Here is a 10,638-nt window from a genome sequence, read left to right on the forward strand (position 1 = left end):
CGTCACGCGGAAACCCGCGGGTGACATGGGAGTGTGGGCGTGCCACACTTTGTTCTTACTTCATACCCATGTAGCGCGGACGGTTGGTCTGCGCGTGTGTGGCGCGCGGCGAGCCGCGGGGCGGGTGGGGCTTCGAGCAACCTGAAATCAGCCTAAGGGACGCGCCGGATGTCAACGGAGACTTTGCCAATGCAGACCATCGCGCTTGTCGATGATGACCGGAATATCTTGACCTCCGTATCGATCGCGCTCGAATCGGAAGGATACCGCGTCGAGACCTATACTGACGGGGCTTCCGCGCTGGATGGATTGCTGGCCCGGCCGCCGCAACTTGCGATCTTCGATATCAAGATGCCGCGCATGGATGGGATGGAGCTGCTGCGCCGCCTGCGCCAGAAGTCCGACATCCCCGTCATCTTTCTCACCTCCAAGGATGAGGAAATCGATGAGCTCTTCGGCTTGAAGATGGGTGCTGATGATTTCATCACCAAGCCGTTCTCCCAGAGGCTTCTGGTCGAGCGCGTCCGCGCAGTCCTGCGCCGCGCAAGCAGCCGCGAGCTCGCCGCCGCCGCAAAGCCTGGACAGGTGACCTCGAAGACACTGGAGCGCGGCTCGCTGATCATGGATCAGGAACGGCATACCTGCACGTGGAAGAACGAGCCCGTGACGCTGACCGTCACGGAGTTTCTGATCCTCCAGTCACTCGCCCAGCGCCCCGGCGTCGTGAAAAGTCGCGACGCGTTGATGGATGCCGCCTATGATGAGCAGGTCTATGTGGATGATCGCACCATCGACAGCCACATCAAGCGCTTGCGCAAGAAGTTCAAAATGGTCGATGACGGTTTCGACATGATCGAAACGCTTTACGGCGTCGGCTACCGCTTCCGCGAAACGCCTGCCTAACATCGTTGAGATCTGGGGGGCGAGGATGAAAGGCACGACGACCGGCCATGGTCGCTGAGACGCAGCAAGGCGGCACCAGACCGTCCGGAGCGACCACCAGGCCGCGCCGCGCCGCACCACGCCCGCTCAGCCTGCCCTTCACGCTGATCCGGCGCGTTTTTGGCAATATTGTTTTTTCGAGCCTCACCCGGCGTATCCTCTTTCTGAACCTCGCCGGTCTCCTCGTCCTCGTTTTTGGCATTCTTTATCTCAACCAGTTCCGCGAAGGCCTGATCGACGCGCGTGTCGAAAGTCTTCTAACACAGGGTGAAATCATCGCCGGCGCGATCGCCGGTTCGGCAACGGTCGAGACCAATTCGATCACCATCGATCCGGAAAAGCTGCTCGAATTGCAGGCCGGCGAAAGCATTGCGCCCAATTCACTGGATGAGAATCTCGATTTTCCCATCAATCCGGAGCGCGTGGCACCGGTGCTGCGACGGCTGATCTCGCCGACGCGCACCCGTGCGCGCATCTATGACGGCGAAGCCAATCTTATTCTCGACTCCCGGTATCTCTATTCGAGCGGCCAGGTGCTGCGCTACGATCTGCCGCCGGTTTCTCCCGATGAGGAAGGCTTTTTCGGCAGCATCGGCAACGCCGTGAACCGCCTGCTGCAGCAGCGCAATCTGCCGACCTACCGCGAAGAGCCGGGCGGTGACGGATCTATCTATCCCGAAGTCGTCAATGCATTGACCGGCGGGCGCGGCGCCGTGGTGCGCGTCACCGACCAGGGTGAATTGATTGTCTCCGTCGCGGTGCCGGTGCAGCGCTTCCGTGCGGTCCTCGGCGTGCTGCTTTTGTCCACGCAGGCCGGCGATATCGACAAGATCGTCCATGCCGAGCGGCTGGCGATCGTGCGCATTTTCGCGGTGGCGGCCACCGTGTCCATCGTCCTTTCCCTGCTGCTCGCCAGCACCATCGGCAATCCGCTCCGCCGTCTTTCCGCTGCAGCTGTGCGCGTCAAGCGTGGTGCCCGGGCACGCGAGGAGATCCCCGATTTTTCCGATCGGCAGGATGAGATCGGGAACCTGTCGGTCGCGCTCCGCGACATGACGAATGCCCTTTACGATCGCATGGACGCCATCGAGCGCTTCGCCGCCGATGTCAGCCACGAGCTCAAGAACCCGCTGACCTCGTTGCGGAGTGCTGTGGAGACATTGCCGCTCGCCCGCACGGAAGAAAACAAGAAACGCCTCCTGGAAATCATCCAGCACGACGTGCGCCGGTTGGATCGCCTAATCAGCGACATTTCGGATGCTTCGCGGCTGGATGCCGAACTTGCGCGCCAGGACGCGTCGCGAGTGGATCTGGTGAAGCTGTTGACCGAACTGGTCGAGCTTGCCCGCCATGCGCATGCCAATGCCAAGCAGGTCAGCATCGATCTTGCGGTCAAACTCGATCAGGCCCAGCGCAATGCGGCGATCGTTCACGGTCACGATCTGCGGCTCGGTCAGGTGGTCACGAACCTCATCGAGAATGCTCGGTCGTTCGTGCCGGATCAGGACGGGCGGATCTTGGTGACCATCGACCGCAAGGGCGACTGGTATCGGGTGACCGTGGAAGACAACGGGCCCGGCATCCAGGCAGAAGATATCGACCGGATCTTCGAGCGCTTCTATACGGACCGTCCGGCCGGTGAGGATTTCGGCCAGAATTCCGGTCTGGGATTGTCGATCAGCCGCCAGATCGTCGAAGTTCACGGCGGCTCGCTGACAGCCGAGAACATGCGTGACACTGAGGATGGTCCGATCAAGGGCGCCCGCTTCCTGATCCGCCTGCCTGCCGAACCACGTTGAGCGCAGTGGACGCCGCCCCAGTCAACGTTCATGCAACGGCTGTCGTCGTGGGAGAAGTCGGCCTGCTCATCACTGGCCCTTCAGGCTCCGGCAAGAGCGCATTGGCGCTGGCCATCATCCATGCATGTTCCTCACACGGCACATTCGCGAGGCTGGTCGCCGATGATCGGGTCTGGATCACCGTGAAATCCGGCCGCGTGATCGCGAGCGCGCCCGCACCGATCGCCGGACTGATCGAGATACGGGGAACGGGTGTCGTCCCGCTTCCGCATATTCAAAGTGCCGTCCTGCACCATGTGCTGGCGCCGCTCGGCCCGGAACGGGTGCCGGAAGAGGCCCGAATGACCTTCCAGGATGGCGTCTCGCTCCCGATCCTTCCTCTCAGATACGGCGAGCCGGCCGTTGCGATTGCAACCCTTGCGACATCTTTGGGCATATTTGGGTCGCAACCGGTAACGATTCAGCCATTCGACCGTCTTATGTGACTTTTTTGCGCTTGCACTCGCGCCGTCGCTCGACAAGATTTGCGCCGACGCTCCGGGGCATGTGATGCGTGCCGCGATAATGAAAGAATGACGGGAGCCCACATTTGATGATCGGTTTGGTGCTTGTCACCCACGGCAAGCTTGCGGAAGAGTTCAAGCATGCGCTCGAGCATGTTGTCGGCCCGCAAGCGTCGGTGGAGACCGTCTGTATCGGTCCTGACGACGATATGGATCAGCGCCGCCTCGATATCGTCGACGCCGTCGGTCGAGCCGACAATGGGTCGGGCGTCATCATTTTGACCGACATGTTCGGCGGAACGCCTTCAAATCTCTCGATTTCGGTCATGGATGGCGGACGGATCGAAGTCATCGCCGGGGTCAATTTGCCGATGCTGATCAAGCTTGCCGGCGTTCGGGTGGACGGTAACATGGAACGGGCGCTCGAAGAGGCGCAGGATGCGGGCCGGAAATACATCAATGTCGCGAGCCGAATCCTCAGTGGCAAATGATATAAGCACCATCGACCAGCCGTTGACGCGAACGCTGTCGATCGTGAACAAGCGCGGCCTGCATGCGCGCGCCTCCGCAAAATTCGTCCAGACCGTGGAGCGTTTCGACGCAGAGATCGTCGTCAGCAAAGACGGCGTCAGCGTCGGTGGCAGCTCGATCATGGGCCTGATGATGCTGGCGGCAAGCCCCGGCTGTCACATTGCAGTTGAAGCCAGCGGCCCCGAAGCCGCGCAGGCTCTGGAAGCTCTGGCGGATCTCGTCGCGGACCGCTTCGGCGAAGAGTGCTGATCTATTTTCAGCGCATAACGACATAAAGAAATCTTTATATGTGAGTTGATGGGAGCGCCGATCCCTGATATGGGGCGCCCATGATGCCATTTTGCCGTCACTAGGCTCACGCATGCGAGCCTTCGACGCGCTTTCGGAGATGACGATGAGCACAGCCATCAAGACGCAGTCAGCCCAGGGTGACGATTTCCTCGTCGCCGACATGTCGCTTGCAGCCTACGGCCGCAAGGAAATCACCATTGCCGAAACCGAGATGCCGGGCCTGATGGCCTGCCGCGAGGAGTTTGGCGAGAGCAAGCCTTTGAAGGGCGCCCGCATTACGGGCTCGCTTCACATGACGATCCAGACTGCGGTGCTGATCGAGACGCTCACGGCTCTCGGCGCCGAAGTCCGTTGGGCATCGTGCAACATCTTCTCGACGCAGGATCATGCAGCAGCGGCGATCGCCGCAACCGGCGTTCCGGTCTTCGCCGTCAAGGGTGAGACGCTCGAAGAATACTGGAACTATACCGACCGCATCTTCCAGTGGACCGATGGCGGCACCTCCAACATGATCCTCGACGATGGCGGCGATGCGACCATGTACATCCTGCTCGGCGCCCGCGCTGAAGCCGGCGAGGACGTGCTGTCGAACCCGGGTTCGGAAGAAGAAGAAATCCTGTTCGCGCAGATCAAGAAGCGCCTCGCCGCAACGCCGGGCTTCTTTGCCCGCCAGCGCGACGCCATCAAGGGCGTGACCGAAGAGACCACCACCGGCGTGAACCGCCTCTACCAGCTGCAGAAGAAGGGCCTGCTGCCCTTCCCCGCGATCAACGTCAACGACAGCGTTACCAAGTCGAAATTCGACAACAAGTACGGCTGCAAGGAATCGCTGGTCGACGGCATCCGCCGCGCCACCGACGTCATGATGGCCGGCAAGGTCGCCGTCGTCTGCGGCTATGGCGATGTGGGCAAAGGCTCGGCTGCCTCGCTGAAGGGCGCCGGCGCTCGCGTCAAGGTCACGGAAGTCGACCCGATCTGCGCGCTGCAGGCTGCCATGGACGGTTTCGAGGTCGTCACGCTCGAGGATGTCGCCTCGACGGCCGACATCTTCATCACGACCACCGGCAACAAGGACGTCATTCGCCTCGAGCATATGCGCGAGATGAAGGACATGGCGATCGTCGGCAATATCGGCCATTTCGACAACGAAATTCAGGTCACCGCGCTCAAGAACTTCAAGTGGGACAACATCAAGCCCCAGGTCGACATGATCGAGTTCCCGGGCGGCAAGCGGATGATCCTCTTGTCGGAAGGCCGACTGCTCAACCTCGGCAACGCGACGGGTCACCCGTCCTTCGTCATGTCGGCCTCGTTCACCAACCAGGTCCTGGCACAGATCGAACTCTACGCGCGTGGCGAGCAGTATCAGAACGAAGTCTACGTTCTGCCCAAGCACCTCGACGAGAAGGTCGCCAAGCTCCATCTCGCCAAGCTCGGCGCGACGCTTTCGGAGCTGTCTTCCGAGCAGGCCGACTATATCGGCGTGTCGCAGACCGGCCCGTTCAAGCCGGAACACTACCGCTACTGATCCTCAGTCTCCCGACCTGAGCCGATCCAGGCCGCGCCTTTCAAAGGGCGCGGCCTTACTTTTTGGTGCTCCGGCCTTTTCGGCGATTCAGCGAAAAGGTACCCTTAACCATACGATTCGCGCGCGCTTCATGGGGACAACTGGGGCGCCGCGACGGGTCCCGCGTGATGGGGCTCTTTCATTTCAGTGGAAGGCCGGTCCACCGGGCTGCGGAGAGGACGACGAATGTCGGGGTCTGACGGGACACAAAGTGCGCCTGACGATGGGTGTGCGGATGACGGAACACGACCGGCCGCATCGCGCGGAAACTTGCGCAAACCGATCTGGACAAGCTCTTTCGCCGGCAGCTCCGCATTGATCGTGGCGCCGGATCTGGCGTTTGCGGCGGAAGCGATCCCGCTCCCCTTCGGTTGGGCGCTGTCATCCATCGATGTCGTCGGTGGCGCAACGGTCATCGGCGCGGTTTCTGCCGCGCTTCTGTCTGCCATCTGGCTCATCCGCGAAAAGGCAAAGATCGAAGCCGAGAATGTCGAGCTGAAGGTCCGGCTCGGCGATGCCACGACGCAGATCGACCGCTACGACGCGCTGATCGTCGACAAGGATCGCCGGATTATCGTCTGGGACGGCGACGACAATTCCGCCGTGCTTCTTGGAGACCTGCCGACCGAGGCTGGCGCGCCTGAAACCCGTGCCGCCTTCCTCGCCTTCGGGCGCTGGCTGGAGGCGAAGTCCGCCGCATCGCTTGAAAACGCGGTCGATCTCTTACGCGCTCGCGGCGAGACCTTCGACGTGGTGATCGAGACGCAGCGCGGTCAGCTGCTCGAGGCGCAAGGCCGCGTTTCCGGCGGCCGCGCCTTCGTGCGGTTCCTCGCACTGGGCGACCTGCGTGCTGAACTCGCATCGCTGAAGGCCGAGCGTGACCGGTTGGCCACGACGATGGAAACGATCCAGAACGTGCTGGATGCCATCGACCAGCCCTTCTGGGTCCGCCAGGCCGATGGCCGGCTATTGTGGGTCAACAGTGCCTACGCACATGCTGTCGAAGCCGTGGACGGCGAAGACGCGGTGCGCCGCGAACTCGAATTGATCGGCACGCACCAGCGTGAACGCATCCGCATGGCAGCCACGCCCGATCGGCCATTCGCCGACAAATTGTCGACGGTGGTGCGCGGCAATCGGACGATCTACGACGTCCTGGAAGCGCGCTCGACCATGGGCGTGGCCGGTATGGCAAGCGACATCAGCGATGTCGAGGCCGTGCGCGAAGAACTTGCCCGCACACTCCGCAGCCATTCCGAGACGCTTGACCATCTGGCGACGGCCGTTGCGATCTTCGATCGCGAACAGCGCCTGCAGTTCTACAACCAGGCGTTCCAGAAGCTGTTCGGGCTCGAAACGCCCTTCCTGGAGACGCGGCCGGGCAACGCGGAATTCCTGGAGCGCCTGCGGGTCGACGGGAAGTTGCCGGAGCAGCACTCCTGGCGCGACTGGAAGGACCAGATGCTCGCCGTCTATCAGAGCGTCGAGCCGCAGCAGAACTTCTGGTATCTGCCCGATGGCCGCACGCTGAATGTGTTCGCGACGGCGCACCCACAGGGCGGCGCCACCTGGGTCTTCGAAAATCTCACCGAGCAGGTCGATCTGGAGCAGCGCTACAACACGCTGGTGAAGGTGCAGGGCGAGACCATCGATCATCTTGCCGAAGCGGTCTGCGTGTTCGGTGCCGATGGCCGGCTAAAGCTGTCGAACCCGGCCTTCCGCGTCCTCTGGGGCATCGGCGAGGCCGAGGCGCAGCCCGGCACGCATATCAGCACCATCACGCGCGTTTGTGAGCCGGCTTATCCTGAAGACGATGGCTGGCGCAATTTCTCGGCCATCATCACGAGTCTCGATGAGGAGCGCCGCAGCTATTCCGGCCGCTTCGATCTCAAGACAGGCCTGATCCTCGATTACGCCGTCGTGCCGCTGCCTAATGCGCAGACCATGCTCACCTTCGTCAACGTGACGGACGGTGCGCGCGTCGAAAAGGCGTTGACCGAGAAGAACGACGCGCTGCGCAAGGCGGACGCGCTGAAAAACGACTTCGTCAAGCACGTCTCCTATGAGTTGCGCACGCCGCTCACCAACATCATCGGTTTTGCCGACCTCCTGCGCACGGAGACCACCGGGCCGCTCAATCCGAAGCAGGCCGAGTATGTCGAGCATATCGCGACGTCCTCCTCCGTGCTTTTGATGATCGTCAACGACATCCTGGATCTCGCCACGGTCGATGCCGGCATCATGACGCTGGAGCGCAGCGAGATCGATATCGCCGAACTTCTCGACGAAGCGGCGAGCCTGATGAGCGATCGCCTGAAGGAAGGCGATCTGACGCTCGCCGTCGACGCCCCTGCCCATCCGGGGACCTTCGTCGCCGATCGGCAGAGGGTTCGCCAGATCCTCTCCAAGCTCCTGAGCAACGCCGCGAATTTTGCACCGGAGGGATCGCAGATCCAGTTGCGTTGCCGCCGAGAGGCTGGCGATATCGTTTTCTCGGTGTCCGACCAGGGCCCCGGCATCCCCACGCACATGCTGCAGACGATCTTTTCGCGGTTCGAAAGCCACGGCTCGGGCGGTCGCCGTCGTGGCGCCGGCCTCGGTCTCTCCATCGTCGACAGCTTCGTCAGCCTGCATGACGGCCGCGTCGAGGTGGACAGCGTCGAAGGGCGCGGCACGACGATCATCTGCCGCCTGCCCGCCGGAAGCCGGCTCGAAACCGTGGCAGCGGAATAGAGAAGCAGGCGCATGGGCGAAAGGCTCCTTCATCTCGCCGATCAACGGGCGACCGAACGGCTCGCCGAAGACATCGCGGTCATGTTGCGAGCCGGCGACGTGCTTGCGCTATCGGGCGAACTGGGCGCCGGCAAATCCACCTTCGCGCGCGCCTTGATCCGTGCGGTTGCCGACGATCCTGATCTCGACGTGCCGAGCCCGACCTTTACGCTCGTTCAATCCTACGAGTTGCGACTGCCGATCGCGCATTTCGATCTTTATCGGATCACGGACCCCGATGAACTCGCAGAGCTCGGCTTCGACGAAGCCGTCGCGAACGGCGTCGTGCTGGTCGAGTGGCCAGAGCGCGCCGGCGATATGCTTCCGGAAGCAATGATCCACCTGACGATCACCGAAGGTGAAACGGCCGACGCGCGAACGGTGCACATTCGGGCTCCCGACCAGACTATCGCGCGGATCGATCGGACGCTGGCGGCGCGGGTCTTCCTCGATGCATCGGGCTTTGAAGGGGTTCAGCGACGCTTCCTGCTTGGAGACGCCTCAAGCCGGGCCTATGAACGCCTGGTCGCCAATGGCGCCTCACCAATCATTCTGATGAACGCCCCCGCTCAGCCCGATGGACCCATCATCCGCGATGGCAAGCCCTATTCGCGCATCGCGCATCTCGCCGAGGACGTTCGACCCTTTGTCGCTATGGCAAAATGGCTGAAGGGCGAAGGTTTCAGCGCCCCCAAGATCCGCGCCGAAGACTTGGAGCAGGGTTTCCTCATCGTCGAGAACCTTGGATCGGACGGTTTGCTGGACCCATCGGGCGCCCCGATCGAGGAACGCTACACTGCCGCCGTCGAGGCCCTTGCGCAGCTGCACGTCACGCCCGTTCCCGGTGCCTTGCCCGTCGGCAGCGAGACATACCATTTGCCGGCTTATGATCTTGGCGCGATGCAGATTGAAGTCGAGCTTCTGGTGGACTGGTATCTTGCGCATGAGCGCGGAACGCCGCCTTCTGCCACCGAGCGGGAGGACTACATCACCCTCTGGCGCCAAGCGATCGCCTCGCTGGAGGGCAGCGAAGCTCATGTCGTCCTGCGCGACTACCATTCGCCCAACCTGATCTGGCGCGCGGACCGCGACGGCATCGACAGGCTTGGCATCATCGATTTTCAGGACGCGATGCTAGGACCGACGGCTTACGATGTGGCGTCGATCGTGCAGGATGCCCGCGTCACGATCGACAAGCCGATGGCGGATCGGCTGGTCGCTGCCTATGTCGCGGCGCGGCACGGCCTGGGACCATTCGATGAGCCCGCATTCCGCAGGGCGCTTGCCCTGATGCAGGCGCAGCGCGGCTCGAAGATCCTTGGCATTTTCGTCCGTCTCAAGCAGCGGGACGGCAAGCCGGGCTATCTTCGCCATCTGCCACGCATGCGCAGCTATGTGGCCGAAGCGCTGCGCCACCCCGATCTGGCGGCACTGCGGTCGTGGTACGAGACCGCCGGCGTTTTCGGTTCAGGTGCAGGCGATGACCGACAGGCTTGAAAAGCGCGCGATGATCCTGGCCGCGGGGCTCGGCACGCGCCTGCGTCCTCTGACACTGAGCACGCCGAAGCCGCTCGTGCCTGTCGCAGGGCGGCCGATGATCGACTATCTCATCGATCTCCTCAAGGCCGATGGCGTCGACCAGGTCGTCGTCAACGTCCACCATCTCGCGGATCAGATGGAAGCGCATCTTGCGCCACTCACGCCTTTGGTGACGATTTCGGACGAGCGAGACCACCTGATGGATTCCGGTGGCGGCGTGGTGAAGGCTGCCCATCTCCTGGGCGAAGCGCCGGTTCTTCTTCTCAATGCCGACAGTTTCTGGCTCGAGCCGAGCGATGCGGGCGACACCAACATCGCCCGTCTCTGGTCCGCGTTCCATACAGACACGATGGACATGCTGATGCTTTTGGCCGAACCGAGGCAGAGCACCGGTCACGAAAAGGCCGGCGGCGATTTCGTTATGCAGGCCGATGGCCGGCTGTCCCGTTACCGCGAGGGGCTGGCCGATCCGCTGATCTATTGCGGCGCAATGATCCTGCATCCGCGATTGCTAGGTGATGCTCCGCGCGAACCTTTCTCGTTGAACCGGTTTTTCGACGCGGCGATCGCAGCGGGCCGGCTGCATGGAATCCGGCTTAGGGGTCACTGGTTGACGGTGGGCACACCCGAAGCGATCGGCGCGGCCGAAGCCGTCATTGCGGATTTTTCCGCCACGCGCTGATATGGCTGCAAC

Annotated in this window: 9 protein-coding genes; all 9 read left to right on the forward strand. The window is 62.3% G+C overall.

Annotation, left to right across the window (positions count from 1 at the left end; genetic code table 11):
• Positions 1–189: 189 nt before the first annotated feature.
• The 9 genes from QQL76_RS16430 (at position 190) to QQL76_RS16470 (ending at position 10,626) form a co-directional block, all read left to right on the forward strand.
• The gene (locus QQL76_RS16430; protein ID WP_205665505.1) at positions 190–903 is read left to right on the forward strand and encodes a response regulator transcription factor; all 714 of its coding nucleotides are present in this window, start codon (positions 190–192) and stop codon (positions 901–903) included.
• Between the two features lie 47 nt (positions 904–950).
• On the forward strand, positions 951–2,741 hold the full coding sequence (locus QQL76_RS16435) for a sensor histidine kinase (protein WP_499208560.1): 1,791 nt from the start codon (positions 951–953) through the stop codon (positions 2,739–2,741).
• 5 nt (positions 2,742–2,746) lie between these two features.
• Positions 2,747–3,226 carry an HPr kinase/phosphorylase gene (locus QQL76_RS16440; RefSeq protein ID WP_499208958.1) on the forward strand — a complete coding sequence of 160 codons (480 nt, stop codon included), beginning with the start codon at positions 2,747–2,749 and terminating at the stop codon, positions 3,224–3,226.
• Between the two features lie 107 nt (positions 3,227–3,333).
• Positions 3,334–3,735: a PTS sugar transporter subunit IIA gene (locus QQL76_RS16445; RefSeq protein WP_126007326.1), complete on the forward strand. Its 402-nt coding sequence runs from the start codon at positions 3,334–3,336 to the stop codon at positions 3,733–3,735.
• The gene (locus QQL76_RS16450; protein WP_499208561.1) at positions 3,704–4,024 is read left to right on the forward strand and encodes an HPr family phosphocarrier protein; all 321 of its coding nucleotides are present in this window, start codon (positions 3,704–3,706) and stop codon (positions 4,022–4,024) included. Before QQL76_RS16445 ends, QQL76_RS16450 begins: the two co-directional genes overlap by 32 nt.
• A gap of 145 nt (positions 4,025–4,169) precedes the next feature.
• Positions 4,170–5,594, forward strand: a complete 1,425-nt coding sequence (gene ahcY / locus QQL76_RS16455) for an adenosylhomocysteinase (protein ID WP_404863337.1) — start codon at positions 4,170–4,172, stop codon at positions 5,592–5,594.
• Positions 5,595–5,819: 225 nt separating this feature from the next.
• Entirely contained in the window at positions 5,820–8,366 is a 2,547-nt protein-coding gene (locus QQL76_RS16460; RefSeq protein ID WP_499208562.1) for a sensor histidine kinase, read from the forward strand.
• Positions 8,367–8,378: 12 nt separating this feature from the next.
• On the forward strand, positions 8,379–9,902 hold the full coding sequence (gene tsaE, locus QQL76_RS16465) for a bifunctional tRNA (adenosine(37)-N6)-threonylcarbamoyltransferase complex ATPase subunit type 1 TsaE/phosphotransferase (RefSeq protein ID WP_499208563.1): 1,524 nt from the start codon (positions 8,379–8,381) through the stop codon (positions 9,900–9,902).
• Positions 9,886–10,626, forward strand: a complete 741-nt coding sequence (locus QQL76_RS16470) for a nucleotidyltransferase family protein (RefSeq protein ID WP_499208564.1) — start codon at positions 9,886–9,888, stop codon at positions 10,624–10,626. Before tsaE ends, QQL76_RS16470 begins: the two co-directional genes overlap by 17 nt.
• Positions 10,627–10,638 lie beyond the last annotated feature (12 nt).

Origin of the sequence: Rhizobium albus (assembly GCA_030160035.1) — a bacterium.
GTDB classification, from domain to species: Bacteria; Pseudomonadota; Alphaproteobacteria; order Rhizobiales; family Rhizobiaceae; genus Georhizobium; species Georhizobium albus.